A 23,418-nucleotide genomic window follows, 5' to 3' on the forward strand; every position below is an offset into this window, starting at 1 on the left:
AAGGCCGTGGTGGGTAGGCTTGCAGTGTGCCGCTACCACCAGATCCCGACCCCAGCCTGCAGTCGTACGCCCACCCCGAACGGCTGGTCACCAATGACTGGCTGGCCGAAAACATGGGCAAACCCGGTTTAGCCATCGTCGAATCCGACGAAGATGTTTTGCTCTACGATGTCGGCCATATTCCCGGCGCGGTGAAGGTCGATTGGCACACCGACCTCAACGACCCGAGGGTGCGCGACTACATCAACGGTGAACAGTTCGCCGCGTTGATGGACCGAAAAGGTATCGCCCGCGATGACACCGTGGTCATCTATGGGGACAAGAGCAACTGGTGGGCCGCCTACGCGCTGTGGGTGTTCACGTTGTTCGGCCACCCCGATGTGCGACTGCTCAACGGCGGGCGGGACCTGTGGCTGGCTGAAGGCCGGGAGACCACGCTGGACGTGCCGACCAAAACGTCAAGCGGCTATCCCGTCGTGCCGCGCAACGACGCACCGATCCGCGCCTTCAAAGACGACGTCCTCGCCAGCCTGGGCCGCCAGCCGCTGATCGATGTGCGTTCCCCCGAGGAGTACACCGGTCAACGCACCCATATGCCCGACTACCCGGAGGAAGGCGTGCTGCGTGCCGGTCATATCCCCACCGCGGTGCACATTCCGTGGGGCAAGGCGGTCGACGAGACCGGGCGGTTCCGCAGTCGCGAGGAGCTTGAGCAGCTCTACGGCTTCGTCACACCCGAGGACAAGACCATCGTGTACTGCCGCATCGGGGAGCGCTCCAGCCATACCTGGTTCGTCCTGACACATCTGCTCGGCAAGCCGGGGGTACGCAACTACGACGGCTCGTGGACCGAATGGGGCAACACCGTTCGGGTACCGATCGTCGCCGGCGCCGAGCCCGGAGAAGCACCGCCCCGATGACCCTGCCCGCGCCCCTGGCCGACGTGGTGTCCGAGTTCGCCGAAGTCCAGGGCCAAGACAAGCTCAAGCTGCTGCTGGAATTCGCGGACGAGCTGCCGCCGTTGCCGCCCGAGCTGCACGACGCGGCGCTGGAACCGGTGCCCGAGTGCCAGTCCCCGCTGTTCCTGCACGTCGACGCCCGCGACCCGCAGCGGGTGCGGCTGCATTTTTCCGCGCCGCCGGAAGCGCCCACCACCCGCGGGCTCGCCTCGATCCTGGCCGCCGGCCTCGACGAGCAGCCCGCCGCTGCCATCCTGGCCGTCCCTGACGATTTCTACACCGAGCTGGGCCTGGCGGCGTTGATCAGCCCGCTGCGGCTGCGCGGCATGTCGGCGATGCTGGCGCGGATCAAGCGGCAGCTGCGGGCGGCAGCCTGATGCCGGGCACCCCCTCGCCCGGGTGACGGCGCGGTGCTTAGACTTCCCCCGACGCTGTTGTAAGAAATTCTCTTAGAGTCTTAACGTCCGCTAGCGAACGACACAGGAGGCGCAGTGCCCACTCACGCCAGCTCGAGGATCGCCAAGGTGCTGGTCGCCAACCGCGGTGAGATCGCGGTTCGGGTGATCCGTGCGGCCCGGGATGCCGGCTTGTCCAGCGTGGCGGTCTACGCCGAGCCCGATGCCGACGCACCGCACGTCCGGCTGGCGGACGAGGCGTTTGCGCTGGGAGGCCAGACCTCGGCGGAGTCCTACCTGGATTTCGCCAAGCTTCTCGACGCCGCTGAGAAGTCCGGTGCCAATGCCGTTCATCCCGGCTACGGGTTTTTGAGCGAGAATGCTGATTTCGCGCAGGCGGTCATCGACGCCGGGCTGATCTGGATCGGGCCCAGCCCGCAGTCGATCCGCGACCTCGGGGACAAGGTCACTGCACGGCATATCGCCGCGCGGGCCAAGGCTCCGCTGGTGCCCGGGACACCGGAGCCGGTCAAAGACGCCGACGAAGTGGTGGCCTTCGCCCGTGAGCACGGTGTGCCGATCGCCATCAAGGCGGCGTTCGGGGGCGGCGGCAAGGGGATGAAAGTCGCCCGCACCCTCGAGGAGATCCCGCATCTTTATGAGTCGGCGGTGCGCGAGGCGACCGCCGCGTTCGGGCGCGGCGAATGTTTCGTCGAGCGCTATCTGGACAAGCCCCGCCACGTGGAGGCCCAGGTGATCGCCGACCAGCACGGCAACGTGGTGGTCGCCGGTACCCGCGACTGCTCACTGCAGCGGCGCTACCAGAAACTCGTCGAGGAGGCGCCGGCACCGTTTTTGACCGACGCGCAACGCAAAGAGATCCACGAATCCGCCAAGCGGATTTGCCGTGAAGCCCACTATTACGGCGCGGGCACCGTGGAATTCCTGGTCGGCCAGGACGGTTTGATCTCCTTCCTGGAGGTCAACACCCGCCTGCAGGTCGAGCACCCGGTCACCGAGGAAACCGCCGGCATCGACCTGGTTTTGCAACAGTTCAAGATCGCCAACGGCGAGAAACTCGATATCACCGAGGACCCGGCTCCGCGCGGACACGCGATCGAATTCCGGATCAACGGCGAAGACGCGGGGCGCAACTTCCTGCCCGCGCCGGGTCCGGTCACCAAATTCCACCCCCCCAGCGGCCCGGGGGTGCGGCTGGACGCCGGGGTGGAAACCGGCTCGGTGATCGGCGGCCAGTTCGACTCGATGCTGGCCAAGCTGATCGTCTACGGCGCGACCCGTCAGGAAGCGATCGCGCGGGCCCGCCGGGCACTCGACGAGTTCGAGGTCGAGGGCCTGGCCACGGTGATTCCGTTTCACCGGGCCATCGTGCGCGACCCGGCATTCATCGGTGACGAGAACGGCTTTTCGGTGCACACCCGCTGGATCGAGACCGAGTGGAACAACACTGTCGAGCCGTTCAGCGGCGGCGAGCCCCTCGATGACGAGGACGCCCGCCCACGGCAGAAGGTCGTTGTGGAGGTCGGTGGCCGACGCCTCGAGGTGTCACTTCCCGCCGACCTCGCACTCTCCGACGGCAGCAGCCGCGAACCCGCTGGTGTGATCCGCAAAAAGCCCAAGCCGCGCAAACGCGGCGGGCTCGGCGGCGCGGCAGCCTCGGGTGACGCGGTGACCGCGCCGATGCAGGGCACCGTGGTCAAGGTCGCTGTCGAAGAGGGGCAGCAGGTCGCCGCCGGTGATCTGGTGGTGGTGCTCGAGGCGATGAAAATGGAGAACCCGGTCACCGCGCACAAAGACGGCACGATCACCGGGCTGGCGGTCGAGGCCGGCGCTGCGATCACCCAGGGCACTGTGCTCGCCGAAATCAAGTAGCCGGCGGCCGGAAACCACCCGGGCACGGGACGGCGCGATCTCGGCGCCGGGCACGCGATCTGGCCAGGGCTGTTACCGACCGGGGCGGGGCTCGTTAGCGGGCCGGCCAAGACGCGGGTACAGTCGAGACAGGTTGAGTTCACAGCCGCCCGGAGCAGCGTCATTGAGGTGTGGGGGCGCACGCACTCCCCGCCGTGAGGGCTTGTAGCGCTCGACGTGATCCACAGTACGAATGTGTCGTCGACTGATGGAGTCACCGGATGTTTTCTCCCCTTATCGCAGCATCCGCGGCGGCCGGAGCGGATGCGGGTTTTCCGTCCCGGCCGCGGCACAGCCGGACCGCCCGCTGGACCGTTCACCGAGGTCGGTCAACGGTGCTGGTCACCGCACACGGTGAACTCGACGCATGCAATGCCGCCCAGTTCACCGAGTACGTGCACTGTTGCGCCGCGCAGTGCAGGCGGCTGATACTCGATCTCAGTGGCGTGGAATTCTTTGGTACAGCTGGTTTTTCAGCTCTGCACATGATCAGTGCGCGCTGCGCGGACGCCGACGTGTCGTGGACTGTGGTGCCCAGCCGCGCCGTGTCGCGGGTACTGCAGATCTGCGACCCCGACCACCTCCTGCCGACCGTGGAATCAGTGGCCGAAACAGTGGCGGTGGCGCCGGCGGACCCCTGGGAGCAGCGGCGCCTATTGCAACTGGTCTCGCAGCCGTGCGAGGGATTTGGCGAGCAGGCGTGACACGTGCATCTGGGAGATCCCGATCCGCTCAGCGATCTGGGTCTGGGTCATCGACTCGAAGAACCTGAGCACCACCACTGTTCGTTCGCGCTCGGGTAACGCGCTGAGCAAGGGACGCAGCGCCTGCTGGTTTTCGATCCGCTCCAGCCGGGCATCGACGTCGCCGAGGGTGTCGGCGATGGCGCGGACGTCGTCGTCACCGCCGCCGCTGCCGCTGTCGATCGACAACGTGTTATAGGAGCTGCCCGCCACCAGGCCCTCGACCACCTCAAGACGGTCCATGTCGAGTTCCTCGGCCAGTTCTGAGGCGGTGGGCGCCCGCCCGAGCCGTTGCGACAGCTCCGCAGTGGCGGTGCCCAGTCGCAAATGCAGCTCCTTGAGCCGCCGCGGAACCTTCACCGACCAGCTGTTGTCCCGAAAGTGGCGCCGGACCTCGCCCATGATGGTCGGGACCGCAAAAGACACGAAATCGGATCCCGCGCCCACATCGAACCGCGCGACCGCGTTCACCAGCCCCACCCGTGCCACCTGCACGAGGTCCTCACGCGGCTCGCCGCGGCCTTCGAAGCGCCGCGCGATGTGATCGGCCAACGGCAAACAGCGTTCCACGATCTTGTCGCGCTGACGCTGAAACTCCGGCGAGCCGGCATCAAACGCGGCCAGCTCACCAAACATGTCCACAACATCGGCGTAGTCGTGAGGCCGTTCCTGAGGTCGCGAAGCCGAGCTACCGCCAGCCCGCGACGTCACCTGGCAGAGCCCGTCCGTCGGGTCGTCAGGGTGATGCCGAATACCCCGCCGGCTGCGCCGGGCCGGTGATCATCGTGGAAGGTTCGTACGTCGTCGGCCAGCGATGTCAGCACATGCCAGCTGAAACTGCCGGGTGCCACCACATCGAAGGTCGCGCAGGTCGTGGAGGCTTCGATCACCACCTCGTCTGCGCGCGGATCCACAACCACCACAAGCGTGGCGTCGGGGGTCGCCGAGCGGATCAACCGGGTGCAGACTTCGTCGACCGCCAGCCGCACATCGGCTACCGCGTCGAAATCGAGATCCTCGAAGGTGCCGATCGCACCGACCAGCGTGCGCACTATCGCCAGATTCTCCAGACGCGCCGCGACCCGCAGCTCCACGGCGCGCTCACCCCGTCGATGCTTGCCACCCGGCAATTCGGCGGTCATGTGGCCTCCCGGACGTACCGGACCGACACTACCCCAGGGCTGCACCGGGTTAGTCATAATAGCCGCCGGGTACTCGGCTGGTGAGAGACGACACCGGCCAGACCGAACCGCATCGGGCATGGCGGCCGGGGCGAACAGCCGTGATCGCAGGGGTCATGCTGCTGGTGTTGATCTCGGTCGCAGTGATGGTGTACGTGATGGCTGTTGTGATCGTTTCCCCCATGATGGGATGAGGGCTGTCGCTCGCTAGTGCTGTGCGTGCTGGCTCGGTGCAAGTCATGGTCCCAGGTAATACCCGCTCACCGCAGCGGCTCAAACAACCACACAGCTGCACTGTCAGGGCAGCCGACCGACGGATCAACCGACGGATCGACCGACGGATAAGGAGATCGGGATGCACAACCGCGACCAACGTTCCGACGAAATCCCTATCGCCGACGCCGTCGAGCAACACCAAGAAACCGCGCCGGTGCCAGACGCGCCCGACACGCCCGACCCGCCGACTGAGGCCGATCCGCGTGACTGGCATGAGCAACTGCTGGAATTCGGTGATGACGACCGCGACGAGTACCGGGGATAATCCCGGCCCGCCACACCTACGCTTGGTGGTGTGAGGCACGTTCTGCTGCGCGCAGCCGTCTTCCTGGGTTCGTGGGCGATTGGACTGCGGGTGGCGGCGTGGCTGGTTCCCGGTGTTTCGGTGTCGGCACCCGGGTTCACTGTCGCCGTCGTGGTGTTCTCGGCCGCGCAGGCGATGCTTTCACTGGTGCTGTTGAAGCTGCCCCGCGCCTATGCGTCGCTGTCGCTGGGGGGCGCCGGGCTGGTGTTGACCCTCGCCGCGCTGAGTCTCGCCGCGGTGTTGACTGAGGGCCTCCACATCGGCGGCATGACCTCCTGGGTCGCTGTCACGGTTGTCGTGTGGCTGGTGACAACGGTTGGCGCGATTTCGGTGCCCGACGCGTTGTTTCGCGGCGAAGCCGCCGCGACCGAAGAAAGCGAGGGAAAAGAGCGCTCCGGGCCGCGCGGACAGCGCGGATAGCCGCATGGCCTGCCCGGGGCATTCGTCAGAGGCCGCCCGGAAGGGGAGCTGATGGGAGACACGCATCACGACCCGATCGACCATTGCCGCACCACGCAACCGCATGCCGGTATCACGATGAAAGACAACTTCTTCTGGCCGGGGTTCATTCTGCTCGCGGTCGCATTGTTGGGGGCGGTCAGCACCGTGGCGGCCGCCGCCTACCACCATTACGAGTGGCTGGCGACGACGGGACTGATCACCGCACTCGCGACCGTCGCCGCGGTGCTGTGGTTCATGTCCGAGCGGCGCCGCGTCCTGCGCATCGAGCAGCGCTGGCAGGCGGCCGGTCCAGACAGCCGGAGCGGGGAGCGCACCGGATCCACGTCAGCCGAGTAGGGCCGGGCCCGCGATCGGAGGTGCACCCATCGTCCGTGCCAGCACCATCGGCACAAACCAGCCGGCCCCTGCCATGCCCACCAGCTACCGCGCTCACGCCACACGCGGTAATGCGCACGAGCGCCCAGACGCCCGCCGCCCAGCACAGGGCCGGTGCCCCGAACGCCAGCAGGGTAAACCGCCAGCCAGTCGGGGCTAGGCCAGGTCGCGCAATGCCGCGTGCAGAGCGGCTACCGCCACGTCGATATCGGCGCGCGACACGGTCAGTGCCGGACGAAACCGCACACTGTCGTCTCCGCTGGGCAACACGATCACCTGACGCTGCCACAGCCGACGGATCAGCTCATCCCGCGTGGCGCGGGTGGGCAGGCTGAACGCACACATGAGGCCGCGCCCGCGGGGATGGCGCACCAATCCCGGGAACTGGGCGGCCAACTCGCCGAGCCGGGCTTGTAAATAGCGTCCGTGCTCACTGGCCTGATCGAACAACCCCTCCGCGTCGATCACCTCGAGGACGCGCCGCGCCCGGACCATGTCGACGAGGTTGCCGCCCCAGGTGGAGTTGAGCCGGGACGGGACACGAAACACGTTATCGGCGACCTCGTCGACGCGCCGGCCTGCCATCACCCCGCAGACCTGTGTCTTTTTGCCGAATGCCACCACGTCGGGCAGCACACCGAATTGCTGGTAGGCCCATGCGGTTCCGGTCAAACCGCAGCCGGTCTGCACCTCGTCGAAGATCAGCAGCGCATCGTATTCATCGCACAACTCGCGCATCGCGGCGAAGAACTCGGGCCGGAAATGCCGATCGCCACCTTCGCCTTGGATGGGTTCGGCGATGAAGCAGGCGATGTCGTGCGGATGCGCCTCGAACGCCGCGCGGGCCTGCCGCAACGACTCGGCTTCGGCCGCGGCGACATCGACGTCCGGACCGATGCACGGCGCGTCGATCCGGGGCCAGTCGAATTTCGGGAACCGTGCGACGGCGGTGGAACCACTGTTGGTCAGCGACAGGGTGTAGCCGCTGCGGCCGTGAAACGCCCCGCGCAGGTGCAAGACCCGCGTGCCGAGCGCGGGATCGATACCGCGTGCCTCGTTGTGCCGGCTCTTCCAGTCGAACGCCACCTTGAGCGCGTTCTCCACCGCCAGGGCTCCGCCTTCGATGAAGAACAGATGCGGCAGCGCGGGGTCGCCCAGCACCCGGGTAAAGGTTTCCACGAAACGGGCCATCGGCACCGAATACACATCGGAGTTGCTGGGCTTGTTCAGCGCGGCCTCGGCCAGTTCGGCACGGAACTCGTCGTCATCGGTGAGTGCCGGGTGGTTCATGCCCAGCGCCGAGGACGCGACAAAGGTGAACATGTCCAGGTAGCGCCGACCGTCCCGGGCATCGACCAGATAAGAGCCGCGCGAGCGGCGCAGGTCGAGCACCAGGTCGAACCCGTCGACCAGCATGCTGCGCGCCAGGATCACCTGAACCTGGCCGGGTTCGACTGGGCGTGCGACCGGCGCCACAACAGCCATGATCACCATGATACCGCGTATTTTTACGGAATTCTGATGGCACACCGTAACTATTACGGTATATACTGTCGGCCACTGTAAAATGTCTGTAAGATAATGGTGCTTCGGGTGCGCACGTTCGCCGTGGTGCGGATGCGTTGCAGCAAATCTTCGAGCGCGCGCGCGGATTCGACGCGCACCAGCAGGATGTAGCTTTCCTCACCGGCCACCGAGTGACACGACTCGATCGCCTCGATGTGTTCGAGACGAGCGGGCGCATCATCGGGCTGAGAAGGATCGAGAGGGGTGATCGCCACGAACGCCGACAGCTGCTGGCCCACCGCTTCGGGGTTGATCCGCGCCGTGTACCCGGTCACCACACCGCGCGATTCCAGCCTGCGCACCCGCGACTGGACCGCCGACACCGACAGGCCGGTGCTCGCGGCCAGCTGTGACAGGGTGGCCCGGCCGTCAGCGACCAGCGCGCGCACCAGAATCCTGTCGATCTCGTCCAGTGCGTCACCCATGGGCGGAGACTATCGCAGCGGCGGCGGCCGATGAGCCCCGCAAAGATGTTACCCACATGGCGGCTGCGGGCGCGTTTTGCCGCCGGGCTTTCGGCCATGTACGCCCGCGAGGTACCCGCCTATTCCACGCTGCTGCGGGTATGCGCGCAGGTCAACCACGAGTACGCGGCGCGCAACCCGGCCGCCGAGCGGCTGGGCTCGCTGCACCGGGTGACCGCCGAGCGCCACGGCGCCATCCGGGTGGGCAGCCCGGCCGAACTGGCCGACGTCGCTGACCTGTTCGCCGCTTTCGGCATGCTGCCGGTGGGCTACTACGATCTGCGTGACGCCGCCTCGCCTATTCCGGTGGTGTCAACAGCTTTCCGCCCTGTCGACGCAGAAGAGTTGGCGCGCAACCCGTTTCGGGTCTTCACCTCGATGCTGGCGCTGCGCGACTCGCGGTTTTTCAGCACCGATCTGCGTGCACGGGTGCAGGCTTTCCTCGACCGGCGGCAGCTGTTCGACCCCGCGCTGATCGCACAAGCCCGGTCGATCGCCGCCGACGGCGGTGCCGACGCCGACGCGGCCGAAACCTTCGTCGGGCAGGCGGTGGCGGCGTTCGCCCTGTCACGTGAGCCGATCGACAAATCCTGGTATGACGAGCTGTCGCGGGTTTCCGCGGTGGCGGCCGATATCGCCGCGACGGGCTCCACCCACATCAACCACCTGACGCCGCGGGTGCTCGACATCGACGCACTTTATCGGCGGATGAGCGCGCACGGTGTCACCATGATCGATGCCATTCACGGCCCGCCCCGTACCGACGGCCCCGCTGTGCTGCTGCGTCAGACGTCGTTTCGCGCCCTCGCCGAACCACGCCGATTCCGCATGCGCGACGGAACCCTCGCCGAGCAGACGGTGCGGGTCCGCTTCGGCGAGGTCGAGGCGCGCGGCGTGGCGCTCACCCCGAAAGGCCGCGGGCGCTACGATGCCGCGATGGCCGCACCCGATCCGGCGCAGGTGTGGGACGACTACTTCCCGTCGACCGATGCACAGATGGCCGCCCAGCAGCTGGCCTATTACCACCGCGGTGACCCGTCCAAACCCATTGTGTACGAGGACTTCCTGCCCACCTCAGCGGCGGGCATCTTCCGCTCCAACCTGGATCGCGACAGCGAGGCCGCTGCGGGCGCCGACGAGTCCGGTTACACCGCGAGCTGGATGGCCGGTGCCGTCGGCCGTCCCATCTACGACCCCGACGCCCTCTACGAGACGCTTTCCCGGGAGGCAGCGTCGTGACCGAGAATCCGAACGCGCCGGCCGCCCGGCTGCCGACCGCCGACGAGCTGCGCACGCGGGTGCTGCGCGTCTTCGACGTGATCGGCGCCGCCGGATCAGCGGCCGCCCGGCTCGGCGAACCGGGGGGACAGGGGTTGCCGGCCGGCACGCCGATCACCGGCGACGTGTTGTTCACCGTCGCGCAAACCGATGACGCCGACTGTGTGATATCCGATGCGGCACAAGCTTTTCCGGTTTGGCGCGCTACCCCGGCGCCGGTGCGCGGTGCGCTCGTCGGCCGTCTGTGCGAGCTGCTGCGCACCTACCGGAACGCTCTGGCGGGGCTGGTGACGGTCGAGGTGGGCAAGATCACCTCCGAAGCGCTGGGCGAAGTGCAGGAGATGATCGACGTCTGCCAGTTCGCGGTGGGCCTGTCCCGCCAGCTCTACGGGCGCACCATCGCCTCCGAGCGCCCGGGACATCGGCTGCTGGAGACCTGGCATCCGCTCGGTGTGGTCGGGGTGATCACCGCGTTCAACTTCCCGGTGGCGGTGTGGGCGTGGAACACCGCGGTCGCCCTGGTGTGCGGGGACACCGTGGTGTGGAAACCCTCCGAGCTGACCCCGTTGACGGCGCTGGCCTGCCATGCCCTGGCGGTCCGGGCCGCCCATGATGTCGGTGCGCCGCCGCAGGTCGCCGGCCTGCTGCTGGGCGGGCGCGACGTCGGCGCACAGCTGGTCGATGACCCGCGCGTCGCGTTGCTGTCGGCGACCGGCTCGGTGCGGATGGGCCGGCAGGTCGGTCCCCGCGTCGCCGCACGTTTCGGCCGGGTGCTGCTGGAGTTGGGCGGCAACAATGCCGCCATTGTCACGCCCGCGGCCGACCTGGACCTGGCGGTGCGGGCCATAGTGTTCGCCGCGGCCGGCACCTGCGGGCAGCGCTGCACCACGCTACGCCGGCTGATCGTGCACCACTCGGTGGCCGAGGAGGTGGTGCAGCGCATCGTCTCGGCCTACCGGCAGCTGCGCATCGGGGATCCGTCGCAGCAGGGCACGCTGGTCGGCCCGTTGATCCACGAGCGGGCCTACCGCGACATGGTGGGCGCGCTGCAGCAGGCGGCCGCCGACGGCGGCGAGGTCATCGGCGGCGAGCGCCACCTCGCCGGGCTGTGCGAGAGTGCCTACTACGTCGCGCCCGCGGTGGTGCGGATGCCCGCGCAGACCGCCATCGTGGCCACCGAGACGTTCGCGCCGATCCTCTACGTGCTGACCTACCATGACCTCGATGAGGCGATTGCTCTGAATAACGCTGTTCCGCAGGGTCTTTCGTCGGCGATCTTCACCACCGACCTGCGCGAAGCGGAGCGCTTCATCGACGGATCCGACTGCGGGATCGTCAACGTCAACATCGGAACATCGGGCGCGGAAATCGGCGGCGCGTTCGGCGGCGAAAAGCACACCGGTGGCGGGCGGGAAGCCGGGTCGGACGCCTGGAAAACCTATATGCGGCGGGCAACCAACACCATCAACTACTCCGGTGAGATGCCCCTCGCGCAGGGTGTGCAGTTCGGGTAACGTTCGCGCGCGGCGTTTTCGCCCGCATCGATGTGCTGGGCGAGGCCTCTTATGCTCACGGTATGGCGCAGCGTCGGACGGTCTATGCCACCCATCCGCGCTATACCGACCATGACTTTCGCGGCCATCCCGAAAACGCAGACCGAATTCGAGCCGTCTGGCGGGGATTAGATGAGAGCGGCTTGAGTGCGCGCATGCAGTCGCTGCAGCCGGAGCCCGTCGATACCGGTGCCATCCTCGCCGTGCACAGCGCCGAGTATCTCGACATGCTCGGCCGCGTCAGCGCCCTGGATCGCATCACGTTCCTCGACGCCGACACCTATGTCGGCCCGGACGCGCTGACGATCGCGCGGTTGTCGGCCGGCGGTGTCGTCGGCGCGGTCGATGCGGTCTTGACCGGACGAGCCGACAACGGGCTGGCGGCAATCCGCCCGCCGGGGCATCACGCCGTTGCCGATCGGGGCATGGGGTTTTGCCTTCTGGGCAATGTCGCGATCGCCGCGCGCCACGCCCAGACCCACCACGACGTCGACCGTGTCCTGATCATCGACTACGACGTGCATCACGGCAACGGCACCGAGGCGATGTTTTACGAAGATCCGTCGGTGCTGTACATCTCGGTGCATCAGCAGCCGCTTTACCCGGGCACCGGCGCAGCCACCGACATCGGTGCCGGCCCGGGCGCGGGATACACCCTCAATATCCCGCTTCCGCCCGCAAGCGGCGACACCGGCTACGCGACGGTGTTCGATCGGATTGTCTCGGTTGCCGCCGAGCGCTTCGGCCCGCAGTTGATCCTGGTGTCGCTGGGTTTCGACGCCTACTGGGCCGACCCGCTCGCCGGGATGCAGCTGACATTGAGCGGCTATTCGCATCTTGCCGCCGAGGTGATGCGGATTGCGCAGCGGTGTTGTGCGGGCAGGGTGGTTTTCGCGCTGGAAGGCGGCTACCACCCGGATGCGCTCCGTGACGGGGTGAGCAATGTGGCGCGCATCCTGCTCGGCGAGCCCCCGACCGATCCGCTGGGCCCACCGCCGCGGCCGCGACCAGAGCCCGACATCTCGGCCGTGGTGTCGACGATCCAATCGCTGCACCGACTCTAATCCGGCGCCGTCCGGGGCGGGGCTGCGGGCGCCGGCACACGACATGCGCGGCTCCCCAGGTGCCGGACCGCTGGTCACGATCGTCACATACGCACAACGAAAAAGCGGGGACCAAAAGCGGAGACCAGTAGTATCGGCGACATGCGGGCGACACGGCGGCGGCTCTCCCCCGAGGATCGCCGCGCGGAGTTGCTCGCGCTGGGGGCGGAGGTTTTCGGTCAGCAGCCCTACGACGAGGTCCGTATCGACGAGGTCGCCGAGCGTGCCGGTGTGTCGCGCGCGCTGATGTATCACTATTTCCCCGACAAGCGGTCGTTTTTTGTGGCGGTCGTGAAGCACCAGGCCGACCAGCTGATCGAGGCCACCAGCCACCTGCCGCTGCCGGGTATGACGCTCTTCGAGGAAGTGCGGACCGGCGTTCTGGCGTATATGGAGTACCAACAGCAGCATCCGCATTCGGCGTGGGCGGCCTATGTGGGCATCGGGCGCTCAGATCCGGTCCTGCTCGGCATCGACGACGAGGCCAAGGATCGCCAGCTAGCGCATATCATGACCCGCATCATCGAGGTCGAAGGTCCCGGAACTGAACTGGATCCGAAGGTCGAGCAGCACCTCAAGGTGATCGTCTACGGCTGGCTGGCGTTCACTTTCGAGCTGTGCCGGCAGCGGATCATGCACCCGTCCACCGACGCGGGTCAGCTCGCCGACGCCTGCGCCCACGCGTTGCTGGACGCGGTCGGCCGAGTGCCCGGGATTCCTGCCTCGCTGGCCGACGCCATTGCCCGCGAGCGGCGGTGACGCTTGGCACCATGGCGCAGTGAGCACTGCGTCTGCTGACCCGCTGAGCCGGTTCAGCGCCGTGACCCGCGCCTGGTTCGCCACCACCTTCGACGCGCCCACCGCAGCGCAGGCCGGCGCCTGGGCCGCGATCGCCGACGGTGACCACACGCTGGTGATCGCGCCGACCGGGTCCGGGAAAACCCTGGCGGCATTCCTGTGGGCCATCGACAGCCTGGCCGGCGCTGCCGAGCGGCGCCCGGGCACCCGGGTGCTGTACGTGTCACCGCTTAAGGCGCTGGCGGTCGACGTCGAGCGCAACCTGCGCGCCCCGCTGGCCGGGATCAGCCGAATCGCCGAGCAACGCGGCCTGGCCAGGCCGCAGATCAGGGTGGGTGTGCGTTCGGGCGATACTCCGCCGGCGCGGCGCCGGCAACTCATCGCCGAGCCGCCTGATGTGCTGATCACCACCCCCGAGTCATTGTTTTTACTGCTGACCTCGGCGGCCCGGCGCACCCTCAGCGCCGTGCAGACGGTCATCGTCGACGAGGTGCACGCGATTGCCGGCAGCAAACGCGGCGCGCATCTGGCGCTGTCCCTGGAGCGGCTCGATGACCTGCTGCACCGGCCCGCGCAGCGCATCGGATTGTCGGCCACGGTACGTCCGCCCGAGGAGGTGGCGCGGTTTTTGTGCGGCCAGTCCCCGGCCACCATCGTCATGCCGCCCGCGCCAAAGACCATCGAGCTCACCGTGCAAGTGCCGGTCCCCGATATGGGCAACCTGGCCTCCGGCAGCATCTGGCCTGATGTGGAGGCGCGCCTGGCCGACCTGATCGACGCACACCAGTCGACGATTGTGTTCGCCAACTCGCGACGACTCGCCGAACGACTCACCGCGCGGCTCAACGAAATTCACGCCGAACGGTGCGGAATCCCGTCGGCGGCGGGTGCGAACCCCCAGGTGGCCGGCGGTGCGCCCGCCCAGCTGCTGGGCAGCGGCCAAACCTGCGGAGCGCCGCCGGTGCTGGCCCGCGCCCATCACGGTTCGATCAGCAAAGAGCAACGCGCCGCCGTTGAAGAGGCTCTCAAACACGGGCAGCTCAAAGCCGTGGTGGCGACCTCGAGCCTGGAGCTGGGCATCGATATGGGTGCGGTCGACCTGGTCGTCCAGGTGGGCGCCCCGCCGTCGGTGGCCAGCGGTTTACAGCGCACCGGCCGGGGCGGGCATCAGGTCGGCGAGGTATCGCGCGGGGTGCTGATCCCTCAGCACCGCACCGAGCTGATCGGCTGCGCGGTGGCCGTGCAGCGCATGCTCGCCGGGCAGATCGAGACAACGAGGGTGCCCGCCAACCCGCTGGACATCCTGGCCCAGCACACCGTGGCGGCAGCCGCGATGGAACCGCTCAACGCCGACCGGTGGTTCGACACGGTGCGCCGCAGCGCCCCGTTCGCGACGCTGCCGCGCAGCGCTTTCGAGGGGGTCCTGGACCTGCTGTCTGGTAAGTACCCGTCCACCGCGTTCGCCGAACTGCGGCCGCGGCTCGTCTACGACCGCGACACCGGCATGGTGACGGCGCGCCCGGGCGCCCAGCGGCTGGCCGTGACGTCGGGCGGCGCAATCCCGGATCGGGGGCTGTTCAGCGTCTACCTGGCCACCGACTCCGAAAAGCTGTCGCGGGTCGGTGAACTCGATGAGGAGATGGTCTACGAATCGCGGCCCGGTGATGTCATCGCGTTGGGGGCGACCAGCTGGCGGATTACCGAGATCACCCATGACCGGGTGCTGGTCATACCCGCGCCGGGGCAGCCGGCCCGCCTGCCGTTCTGGCGGGGAGACGACGCGGGGCGCCCGGCCGAACTGGGCCGCGCGCTGGGCGCGTTCACCGCCGAGCTAGCCGGCCTCGATCACGACACATTTCAGAGACGCTGCGCCGACGTGGGTTTCGATGATTACGCGACTGACAATTTGTGGCGGCTGATCGAGGATCAGCGCAGCGCCACAACAGTGGTACCCACCGACACCACACTGGTGGTCGAAAAGTTCCGCGACGAGTTAGGGGACTGGCGGGTGATCCTGCACTCACCCTACGGGCTGGGGGTGCACGGCCCGCTCGCGCTGGCGGTGAGCCGGCGGCTGCGGGAACGCTACGGTATCGACGAGAAACCGGCCGCCGCCGACGACGGCATCGTGGTGCGCTTGCCCGACACCGTCCCGGATGCCGACGATCTCGCCGGCACGCCTCCGGGCGCCGAGTTGTTCGTCTTCGACCCCGACGAGATCGACGCGATCGTCACCGACGAAGTGGGGGGTTCGGCGCTGTTCGCGGCGCGGTTTCGCGAATGCGCGGCCCGTGCCCTGCTGCTGCCGCGCCGGCACCCGGGCCGCCGCTCACCGCTGTGGCACCAACGCCAGCGGGCGGCCCGGCTGCTGGACGTGGCCCGCAACTACCCCGATTTCCCGATGGTGCTGGAGACGGTGCGCGAATGCCTGCAGGACGTGTACGACGTGCCGGCGCTGACCGCCCTGATGGCCGATATCGCCGCCCACCGGGTGCGGGTGGTGGAGGCACAGACCGCGACACCGTCACCGTTCGCGGCGTCGCTGCTGTTCGGCTACGTGGGCGCGTTCATCTACGAGGGCGACAGTCCGCTGGCGGAACGGCGCGCCGCGGCGCTGGCATTGGACACCACCTTGCTGGCCGAGCTGCTCGGCCGGGTGGAGCTGTGCGAGCTGCTCGACCCGAAGGTCGTCGCCGCCACCGCGCGCCAGCTGCAGCATCTGTCGGGCGATCGGCAGGCACGTGACGCCGAAGGTGTCGCGGATCTGCTGCGGCTGCTGGGGCCGCTCACCGCGGAGGAGGTCGCCGCCCGATCCGCCGCCGACGATGTCGGCGGCTGGCTGGAGGGTTTACGAGCCGCCAAGCGCGCACTCACCGTGTCGTTTGCCGGCCGCCGCTGGTGGGTGGCCGTCGAGGACCTCGGCCGGCTGCGCGACGGAGTGGGGGTGGCGGTCCCGGTCGGGGTGCCGGCCAGTTTCACTGCGGCCGTCGCCGACCCCCTCGCTGAACTGCTGGGCCGCTACGCGCGCACGCACACCCCGTTCACCACCGCCGATGCCGCCGCCCGATTCGGGCTTGGGCTGCGGGTCACCGCTGACGTGCTGGGCCGGCTGGCCGCCGATGGGCGGCTGGTGCGCGGTGACTTCGTCAGCGACAAAGCACCCGGGGATCAGTGGTGTGACGCGGAGGTGCTGCGGATTCTGCGCCGCCGTTCGCTGGCGGCGCTGCGGGCCCAGGTGGAACCGGTCAGCACCGCCGCTTACGCGCGTTTCCTGCCGGCCTGGCAGCAGGTGGGCTCGGCGAGCACCAGCGGCCCCGACGGGCTGGTCGCCGTCGTCGAGCAGCTCGCCGGGGTCGCGCTGCCGGCCTCGGCGATCGAACCGCTGGTGCTGGCGCCGCGGGTCCGTGATTACTCGCCCGCGCTGCTCGACGAGCTGCTGGCGTCGGGGGAGGTCACCTGGTCGGGCGCCGGGACGATCTCGGGCAGCGACGGCTGGGTCGTGCTGCACCTGAGCGATTCCGCGCCGTTGACGCTGGCAGCGCCCAGCCCGATCGAGTTCACCGACACCCATCGCCGCATCCTCGACACCCTGGCCGGTGGCGGCGCCTACTTCTTTCGCCAGCTCATCCAGCCCGGAATCGATCAGGCGTCGCTCAAAGCGGCGCTGTGGGATCTGGTGTGGGCCGGCTGGGTCACCGGCGACACGTTCGCGCCGGTGCGGGCGATGCTCGGCGCAGGGTTGAGCACCCACACGCGTTCCGTGCCGGCGCACCGGCGCCGGCACCCGCCGCGGCTGAGCCGGTACCGTGTTGTGCACGCTCAGACCCGCGCCCCTGACCCGACGGTGGCCGGCCGGTGGTCGGCGCTGCCCGAACCCGAACCGGATTCCACGCTGCGCGCCCACTTCCACGCTGAGCTGTTGTTGAATCGCCACGGTGTGGTGACGAGGGGGGCGGTAGCAGCCGAAGGGATACCCGGCGGCTTCGCCGCGCTCTACACCGTGCTCAGCGCATTCGAGGACGCCGGCCGCTGCCAGCGCGGCTATTTCATCGAGTCGCTGGGTGGGGCGCAGTTCGCTGTCGCGTCGACGGTCGACCGGCTGCGCGGCTATGTCGAGGGCATCGACCCGCAGCAGCGGCGATACCAGGCCGTGGTGCTGGCCGCCGCTGACCCGGCCAACCCCTACGGGGCGGCTTTACCCTGGCCGGCCCCCGCGTCGCTGAGCACAAGCGGTGCCCGGCCGGGCCGCAAGGCCGGGGCCCTGGTCGTCCTGGTGGACGGCGAGCTGGCCTGGTTCCTCGAACGCGGTGGGCGGTCACTGCTGAGCTTCACCGGCGATGCCGAAGCCCACCACGCGGCAGCGGGCGCACTGGCCGGGCTGGTCGCCGCGCGCCGGGTCGACTCGATTCTCGTCGAGCGCGTCAACGGCGTCCCGGTCCTCGATGCGCGCGCCGATACGGTGAGCCCGGCGGTGGCCGCGTTATCGGCGGCCGGTTTCGTCCGCACCCCGCGCGGCCTGCGGCTGCGCTAACCCGAGCGCCGGCCAGCGATGCCTGAAGGCGACACGGTGTGGCGCACCGCCGCCACCCTGCGGCGGGCGCTCGCCGGTCGCACGCTGACCCGCTGCGATATCCGGGTGCCGCGGTTCGCGACCGTCGACCTCACCGGGCAGGTGGTCGATGAGGTGCTCAGCCGGGGCAAACACCTGTTCCTGCGCATCGGCCCGGCCAGCATCCACTCGCATCTGAAAATGGACGGCAGCTGGCGCGTCACCCGCGCCGGGCCGCTGCCTGCGGATCACCGAATCCGGGTCATCCTGGACGCCGCCGATGTCCGGGCCGTTGGCATCGACCTGGGTGTGCTGGAGATCCTCGAACGAGACCGCGACCAGCATGTCGTCGCGCATCTGGGACCTGACCTGCTCGGTGAGGACTGGGACCCCACACGCGCCGCCGCCAACCTCACCATCGACCCCGACCGGCCGATCGCTGAGGCGCTGCTGGACCAGCGGGTGCTGGCCGGGATCGGCAACGTCTACTGCACCGAGCTGTGTTTCGTCACCGGAAACCTGCCGACCGCGCCGGTCAGCGCCGTTGCCGATCCGTTACGGCTGGTAGAGCTGGCGCGAGCGATGTTATGGGCCAACCGTCGACGCTGGAGCCGCTGCACCACCGGTGACACTCGCGCCGGCCGCCGGCTCTGGGTGTACGGGCGCGCTGGGCAGCCCTGCCGTCGCTGCGGCACGCTGATCAGCCGAGACACCACCGGCGAGCGGGTGACATTCTGGTGTCCGTCCTGCCAGCGTTAGCCCGGCGAACGGCGGGAATGCGAACGTGTTTACCGGATCGTGAAGTGTCGGCCAGCTTGCCGCTGCCGGCGCCACGTAAACTTGGGAGCGGCGCCCACCCGGTCTGCCGCACGTCCGGTTGCCGGCCGGGGTGGTGGGGCGCGATGGCTTTCGCAGTGCTCACTGGCGAGCGGTGCGCATCGGAAATCTCCACCCGCATCAGGAGAACGACCCGACTTGTGAAGGACTCACCATGACAACACTGCAGGACCGCATCGGCAAATCACTGGCCGATTTCACCGGGGTTGACTTTTTGCGGGCACGCGCCTGCGCGGTGGCGCAGACCGTGGCGCGCAGCCTGCAACCCCGGCACCCCGAGCCGGAGCACACCGAGCCGGATGCCCAGCCCGACCGGCATCAGAGGGATCCCGCGCCGACCGAGCTCGATGTGCCCGCGCCACACAGCCACCTGCCGCGGATCCCGCGCGGTGTCGAGCGCTGCTGACGCTCAGCACCCCCGGTCCGGCACCACCGTGAGTCCCGGACCCCGCCTCAACCGGCCGTCCGTGCCGGCGGCGCGCCGATGTCACCCAATGAGCGCCGGCTGACAAACCGGTGCCGCCGCCCACTCAACGGATCGTCGAATTCGAGGCTGTGCGAAAGCAACTGCAGCGGGGCGCCGAAGTCGTCACCGGAAATGTCGAGGATGTCGGGGTATAGCGGGTCGCCGATGAGGGGCAGTCCCAGCGCGGCCATGTGCACCCGAAGTTGGTGGGTGCGTCCGGTGCGCGGGGTCAGCCGGTACAGTCCGTCCGGGCCGGCCCGCTCCACCAGCGTCTCGGCGTTCGGCTCACCGGGTTCCTCGACCGCCTGTAAGCAGCCGCGACGTTTGACAATCCGGCTGCGCACCCGTACCGGCAGGTCGATCAGGGGTTGCGCGGCTGAGCGCGCCAGATACGTTTTGTGCACAGCGCCGCGGGCAAACAGTGTCTGATACCGGCCGCGTACGTCGGGCCGGACCGTGAACAGCAACACCCCCGCGGTCAACCGGTCCAACCGGTGGGCCGGGCAAAGCTGGGGTAACCCCAGTTCCCGGCGTAGCCGCACCAGCGCCGTCTGAGCGACATGGCGGCCGCGCGGCATGGTGGCCAGAAAGTGCGGCTTGTCGACGACCACGATGGCGCTGTCCCGGTACAGCACCGGGATATCGAACGGCACCAACGGCTCCCGGGGTAGTTCGCGATACAGGTACACGCTCGAACCGCGCGGCAGTACCGCCGTTTCGTTGAGCACATTGCCCGCGGCATCGACCACCTCTCCGGCCAGCAGTTTGTCCCGGACGGACGCACCGAAGCGGGCGCTCAGCTCCGCCAGCACCGGACCACCGCGTAACCGCACCCGCGCCGGCCCCAACCCGTCGCGAACCGGAAGCGGCGCTGCTCTCACGTCAGCGGCACCGGCTCGAGGATTTCGGCCCGGGCTTCGGGTGCGCTGGCGCGCAACGCATCGGCCGACGCGTCATCAGGCTGGGTCTGCGAGAGAATCTCCGCCTCCACCCGGGCAATATAGGTGGCGACTTCACGGTCAACGTCCGCAGGCCCCCACCCGAGCACCGGGGCCACCAGCTCGGCCACTTCGCGGGCACAATCAAGCCCGCGGTGCGGGTATTCGATGGAGATCCGCATGCGCCGGGCCAGGATGTCCTCGACGTGCAGAGCACCTTCGGCGGCCGCGGCGTAGAGGGCCTCCACCTTCAGGTACGCCGGGGCCGCGGTGATCGGGCTGAGCAACTCACGCCGGTCGGCGGCCAGCGCCAGCACCTCGCTGAGCAGCGACCCGTAGCGATCGAGCAGGTGGCGCACGCGGTAGGGGTGCAGCCCGTGCATCGCGCCGACGTGCTCGGCTTGGTTCACCAATGCGAAGTATCCGTCGGCACCCAGCAGCTGCACCTTCGCGGTGATCGACGGGGCGACCCGGGCCGGAATGAACTCCGCTGCCGCGTCGATCGCGTCGGCGGCCATCACCCGGTAGGTGGTGTACTTGCCCCCGGCGATGGACACCAGGCCCGGCGCGGGCACCGCGACGGCGTGCTCCCGTGACAGCTTGGAGGTGTCGTCGCTTTCCCCGGCGAGCAGCGGGCGCAGTCCCGCGTACACCCCGTCGATATCGGCGTGGGTCAGCGGGGTCGCCAGAACGCCGTTCACGGTGGTGAGGATGTAGTCGATATCGGCCTTGGTGGCTGCCGGGTGCGCCAGATCGAAATCCCAGTCGGTGTCGGTGGTTCCGATGATCCAATGGCTTCCCCACGGGATGACGAACATCACCGACCGCTCGGTGCGCAGGATGATCGCGACATCGCTGACGATCCGGTCCCGTGGCACAACGATATGCACACCTTTGGACGCCCGGATGTGAAACCGCCCGCGCTGTTTGGACAATGCCTGGATTTCGTCGGTCCACACCCCGGTGGCGTTGACCACCACGTGACCGTGGACCTCGGTGACCGCACCGTCCTCGGAGTCGCGGACCCGTACACCGGTCACCCGGTCACCCTCACGCAGCAGCGCCACCACCTGGGTGGAGGACCGGACCACAGCGCCGTAATAGGCGGCTGTGCGCGCGACCGTCAGCGTATGCCGGGCGTCGTCCACCACGGTGTCGTAGTAGCGGATACCGCCGATCAACGAGCTGCGCTTAAGACCCGGACACAACCGTAGCGCGCCGGCGCGAGTCAAATGCTTTTGCGGCGGAACCGATCTCGCGCCGCCGAGCCGATCGTAGAGAAATATGCCGGCCGCGACATAGGGGCGTTCCCACCAGCGCCGGGTCAGCGGGTACAAGAACGGCAGCGGTTTCACCAGATGCGGCGCCAACGTGGTCAGCGACAGTTCACGCTCGTAAAGCGCCTCGCGCACCAGCCCGAACTCCAGCTGTTCGAGGTAGCGCAGCCCGCCGTGGAACATTTTCGACGAGCGGCTCGAGGTGCCGGAGGCGAAGTCGCGTGCTTCGACCAGAGCCACCTTCAGGCCACGGGTGGCGGCGTCCAGCGCGCACCCGGAGCCCACCACGCCGCCGCCGATGACCACGACGTCGAATTGCTCGGCACCAAGCCGGTCCCAGGCCACGCTGCGTTGTTGCGGTCTCAACGAGGACGCCGGCCACGCCTGCACACCATCCGGCGCGCGGATCAGCTCGCTCACCTCAGCACTCCTGTCGGTTACTCGTCGGTAGCACACTGCTCTCCCCCAGGCTACGTGGAGCGCACGGTGACCGCCCGGCTTGCGGGCCGGGACCGTCCGCGCCCGCAGCACACGTTGGCGTCAGTCCAGGTCGTCGTGTGCCATCAGCCGCCGCCCGGCCTCGGTGATGGAACCGGACAGCGACGGGTAGACGGCCAGGGTCTGCGCCAGCTCATCGACCGTGATGCGGTTGGTCACCGCCACGGCGATCGGCAGGATCAACTCGGAAGCGATCGGGGCGACCACCACCCCACCGATCACCACCCCGGTGGCCTGCCGGCAGAACACCTTGACGAAGCCGTGCCGCAGCTCCGACATCTTGGCCCGCGCGTTGGTCCGCAGCGGCAACATGATGGTGCGGGCCAGCACCGAGCCGCTGTCGATCGCCGTCTGTGGCACGCCGACCGCCGCGATCTCGGGCCGGGTGAACACCGTCGCCGCCACGGTGCGCAACCGGATCGGACTGACGGCTTCCCCGAGGGCGTGGTACATCGCGATGCGGCCCTGCATGGCGGCCACCGAGGCCAGCGGCAGCAGGCCCGTACAGTCACCTGCCGCGTAGATACCGGTCACAGAGGTCCGCGACACCCGGTCGACCGTCACATGGTTGCCCGGTCCGAGCTGGATGCCGACCCGTTCGAGGCCAAGGCCAGCGGTGTTGGGCACCGACCCGATCGTCATCAGGGCGTGGCTGCCCTCGACGGTGCGCCCGTCGGTCATCGTCACCAGCACACCGGCGCGGGTCCGGGTGACCGATTCAGCGCGGGCGTTTTTGACCAGCCGCACACCGCGTTCGGCGAACGACTCCTCCAGCACCCGCGCGGCGTCAGCGTCCTCGTAGGGCAGCACCCGGTCCCGGCTGGCGACCACGGTGACCGCGGCCCCCAATTCGGTGTAGGCGTTGACGAACTCGGCGCCGGTGACACCCGAGCCCACCACAATGAGGTGCTCCGGCAGCGACTGGAGGTCATAGAGCTGCCGCCAGGTCAGGATGCGCTCGCCGTCCGGCCGCGCCGACCGCAGGATCCGCGGGCTGGCGCCGGTGGCGATCAGCACGACGTCAGCGTCATAGTCGCGGGTGGCGCCGTCGGCGGTGGTGACCCGGACGCGGTGACGCGCCAGCCCGGGAGCAGGGTCGGCCAACTCGCCGCGCCCGGCGATCACCTCGACTCCCGAAGCGAGCAGCTGGGCGGTGATATCGGCCGACTGCGCGGCGGCCAGCGTCTTAACCCGGTGATGGATGTGCGGCAACGAGATCTTGGCATCGTCGATGTCGATGTCGAAACCCAGCTGGGGTGCGCGGCGCAGTGCGGTGCGCAGTCCGCTGGACGCGATGAACGTCTTGGACGGCACGCAGTCCCACAGCACGCACGCGCCCCCGATGCCGTCGGAGTCGATGACGGTGACGTGAGCGACATCGGGACCGCGCGCGGCCGCGACCAGCGCGGCCTCGTATCCGGCCGGCCCTCCCCCGAGGATCACGATGCGGGTCACCACAGCCTT

General features: G+C 68.6%; 21 protein-coding genes. 14 read left to right on the forward strand and 7 right to left on the reverse strand.

The genetic code is table 11. From position 1 onward, the window contains the following. Positions 1 to 26: 26 nt before the first annotated feature. The 4 genes from G6N08_RS01420 to G6N08_RS01435 all read left to right on the forward strand — a co-directional run bounded on the left by G6N08_RS01420 (position 27) and on the right by G6N08_RS01435 (position 3,990). Positions 27 to 920, forward strand: a complete 894-nt coding sequence (locus tag G6N08_RS01420) for a sulfurtransferase (RefSeq protein ID WP_163753565.1) — start codon at positions 27 to 29, stop codon at positions 918 to 920. Next, complete coding sequence (locus tag G6N08_RS01425; RefSeq protein ID WP_163753567.1) at positions 917 to 1,336, forward strand: SufE family protein; 420 nt, start codon at positions 917 to 919, stop codon at positions 1,334 to 1,336. Before G6N08_RS01420 ends, G6N08_RS01425 begins: the two co-directional genes overlap by 4 nt. 114 nt (positions 1,337 to 1,450) lie before the next feature. Next, positions 1,451 to 3,247 (forward strand): acetyl/propionyl/methylcrotonyl-CoA carboxylase subunit alpha, encoded by a 1,797-nt coding sequence (locus G6N08_RS01430; RefSeq protein WP_163753569.1) that lies wholly within the window; start codon positions 1,451 to 1,453, stop codon positions 3,245 to 3,247. Between the two features lie 260 nt (positions 3,248 to 3,507). Next, on the forward strand, positions 3,508 to 3,990 hold the full coding sequence (locus G6N08_RS01435; RefSeq protein WP_163753570.1) for an STAS domain-containing protein: 483 nt from the start codon (positions 3,508 to 3,510) through the stop codon (positions 3,988 to 3,990). On the opposite strand, the gene G6N08_RS01440 is transcribed toward G6N08_RS01435, so the two are convergent. Then, entirely contained in the window at positions 3,940 to 4,740 is an 801-nt protein-coding gene (locus tag G6N08_RS01440; RefSeq protein ID WP_163753573.1) for an RNA polymerase sigma factor SigF, read from the reverse strand. The genes G6N08_RS01435 and G6N08_RS01440 overlap by 51 nt on opposite strands. Next, positions 4,737 to 5,171, reverse strand: coding sequence for an ATP-binding protein (locus tag G6N08_RS01445; protein ID WP_163753574.1), 435 nt, complete (start codon positions 5,169 to 5,171; stop codon positions 4,737 to 4,739). The genes G6N08_RS01440 and G6N08_RS01445 overlap by 4 nt, the downstream gene beginning before the upstream one ends. A gap of 394 nt (positions 5,172 to 5,565) precedes the next feature. On the opposite strand from G6N08_RS01445, the gene G6N08_RS01450 reads away from it, so the two are divergent. The 3 genes from G6N08_RS01450 to usfY are packed head-to-tail and all read left to right on the forward strand — an operon-like array spanning position 5,566 to position 6,588. Beyond that, complete coding sequence (locus G6N08_RS01450; RefSeq protein WP_163753576.1) at positions 5,566 to 5,751, forward strand: hypothetical protein; 186 nt, start codon at positions 5,566 to 5,568, stop codon at positions 5,749 to 5,751. Between the two features lie 30 nt (positions 5,752 to 5,781). Continuing rightward, on the forward strand, positions 5,782 to 6,210 hold the full coding sequence (locus G6N08_RS01455; RefSeq protein WP_163753578.1) for a phage holin family protein: 429 nt from the start codon (positions 5,782 to 5,784) through the stop codon (positions 6,208 to 6,210). A gap of 51 nt (positions 6,211 to 6,261) precedes the next feature. Beyond that, positions 6,262 to 6,588, forward strand: a complete 327-nt coding sequence (usfY, locus tag G6N08_RS01460) for a protein UsfY (RefSeq protein ID WP_163753580.1) — start codon at positions 6,262 to 6,264, stop codon at positions 6,586 to 6,588. Between the two features lie 195 nt (positions 6,589 to 6,783). Here usfY and lat read toward each other — a convergent pair whose 3' ends face one another. Next, on the reverse strand, positions 6,784 to 8,112 hold the full coding sequence (lat, locus tag G6N08_RS01465) for an L-lysine 6-transaminase (protein ID WP_246216565.1): 1,329 nt from the start codon (positions 8,110 to 8,112) through the stop codon (positions 6,784 to 6,786). Positions 8,113 to 8,165: 53 nt separating this feature from the next. Continuing rightward, positions 8,166 to 8,618, reverse strand: coding sequence for an Lrp/AsnC family transcriptional regulator (locus G6N08_RS01470; RefSeq protein ID WP_163753585.1), 453 nt, complete (start codon positions 8,616 to 8,618; stop codon positions 8,166 to 8,168). 30 nt (positions 8,619 to 8,648) lie between these two features. Between G6N08_RS01470 and hglS the strand changes: the two genes are divergently transcribed. From hglS to G6N08_RS01505, 7 genes are all read left to right on the forward strand, one after another. Then, positions 8,649 to 9,896 carry a 2-oxoadipate dioxygenase/decarboxylase gene (gene hglS, locus G6N08_RS01475; protein ID WP_163753587.1) on the forward strand — a complete coding sequence of 416 codons (1,248 nt, stop codon included), beginning with the start codon at positions 8,649 to 8,651 and terminating at the stop codon, positions 9,894 to 9,896. Further along, on the forward strand, positions 9,893 to 11,449 hold the full coding sequence (amaB, locus tag G6N08_RS01480) for an L-piperidine-6-carboxylate dehydrogenase (protein WP_163753588.1): 1,557 nt from the start codon (positions 9,893 to 9,895) through the stop codon (positions 11,447 to 11,449). Before hglS ends, amaB begins: the two co-directional genes overlap by 4 nt. A gap of 62 nt (positions 11,450 to 11,511) precedes the next feature. Beyond that, on the forward strand, positions 11,512 to 12,552 hold the full coding sequence (locus G6N08_RS01485; protein WP_163753590.1) for a histone deacetylase family protein: 1,041 nt from the start codon (positions 11,512 to 11,514) through the stop codon (positions 12,550 to 12,552). Between the two features lie 141 nt (positions 12,553 to 12,693). Continuing rightward, the gene (locus G6N08_RS01490; RefSeq protein WP_163753593.1) at positions 12,694 to 13,350 is read left to right on the forward strand and encodes a TetR/AcrR family transcriptional regulator; all 657 of its coding nucleotides are present in this window, start codon (positions 12,694 to 12,696) and stop codon (positions 13,348 to 13,350) included. A gap of 19 nt (positions 13,351 to 13,369) precedes the next feature. Next, on the forward strand, positions 13,370 to 17,920 hold the full coding sequence (locus tag G6N08_RS01495) for an ATP-dependent helicase (protein ID WP_163753595.1): 4,551 nt from the start codon (positions 13,370 to 13,372) through the stop codon (positions 17,918 to 17,920). 18 nt (positions 17,921 to 17,938) lie between these two features. Next, positions 17,939 to 18,697, forward strand: coding sequence for an endonuclease VIII Nei2 (gene nei2 / locus G6N08_RS01500; protein ID WP_163753597.1), 759 nt, complete (start codon positions 17,939 to 17,941; stop codon positions 18,695 to 18,697). 232 nt (positions 18,698 to 18,929) lie between these two features. Then, positions 18,930 to 19,181 carry a hypothetical protein gene (locus G6N08_RS01505; protein ID WP_163753598.1) on the forward strand — a complete coding sequence of 84 codons (252 nt, stop codon included), beginning with the start codon at positions 18,930 to 18,932 and terminating at the stop codon, positions 19,179 to 19,181. A gap of 47 nt (positions 19,182 to 19,228) precedes the next feature. Here the strand turns inward: G6N08_RS01505 and G6N08_RS01510 are convergent, their stop codons facing one another. From G6N08_RS01510 to G6N08_RS01520, 3 genes are all read right to left on the reverse strand, one after another. Continuing rightward, the gene (locus tag G6N08_RS01510; RefSeq protein ID WP_163753600.1) at positions 19,229 to 20,122 is read right to left on the reverse strand and encodes a pseudouridine synthase; all 894 of its coding nucleotides are present in this window, start codon (positions 20,120 to 20,122) and stop codon (positions 19,229 to 19,231) included. After that, the gene (locus tag G6N08_RS01515) at positions 20,119 to 21,876 is read right to left on the reverse strand and encodes a glycerol-3-phosphate dehydrogenase/oxidase (protein WP_163753602.1); all 1,758 of its coding nucleotides are present in this window, start codon (positions 21,874 to 21,876) and stop codon (positions 20,119 to 20,121) included. Before G6N08_RS01515 ends, G6N08_RS01510 begins: the two co-directional genes overlap by 4 nt. A 120-nt stretch (positions 21,877 to 21,996) precedes the next feature. Continuing rightward, entirely contained in the window at positions 21,997 to 23,412 is a 1,416-nt protein-coding gene (locus G6N08_RS01520; RefSeq protein ID WP_163753604.1) for an NAD(P)H-quinone dehydrogenase, read from the reverse strand. Positions 23,413 to 23,418 lie beyond the last annotated feature (6 nt).

The sequence above is a fragment of the Mycobacterium botniense genome (genome assembly GCF_010723305.1).
Classification (GTDB): domain Bacteria; phylum Actinomycetota; class Actinomycetes; order Mycobacteriales; family Mycobacteriaceae; genus Mycobacterium; species Mycobacterium botniense.